1 protein-coding gene is annotated in these 276 nt (G+C 68.1%); it reads left to right on the top strand.

What is annotated here, in order from left to right; all coding sequences use genetic code 11:
- A partial coding sequence (locus tag ACYQ2W_RS26855; protein ID WP_459874215.1) for a calcium-binding protein occupies positions 1 to 276 on the top strand: 276 nt, incomplete at both ends.

The following is a 276-nucleotide window of genomic DNA, read 5'->3' as shown; positions in this document are numbered from 1 at the left end:
TTCGACCAAGTGGTCGGCGGCGCGGGCGACGACACCATCCGCGTCCACCGCTACACCGGTGAGAACACGGTGGAGCGGATCGACGGCGGTGAGGGGTTCAATGTGATCGCAGGCACCGGCGGCGGCAACGTCATCGATCTGAGCGGCGCCGAGGTGGTGAACATCGCGCGGATCGATGCCGGTGGCGGCAACGATACGGTGACCGGTTCGGCCGGTGGCGATGTGATCGTCGGCGGCAGCGGTTCCGATACCCTGGCCGGCGGAGCAGGTGACGAC

Source organism: Endothiovibrio diazotrophicus (assembly GCF_054657215.1).
Note: the sequence above shows the minus strand (reverse complement) of the source record. Positions and strands in the feature narration are given on the sequence as shown.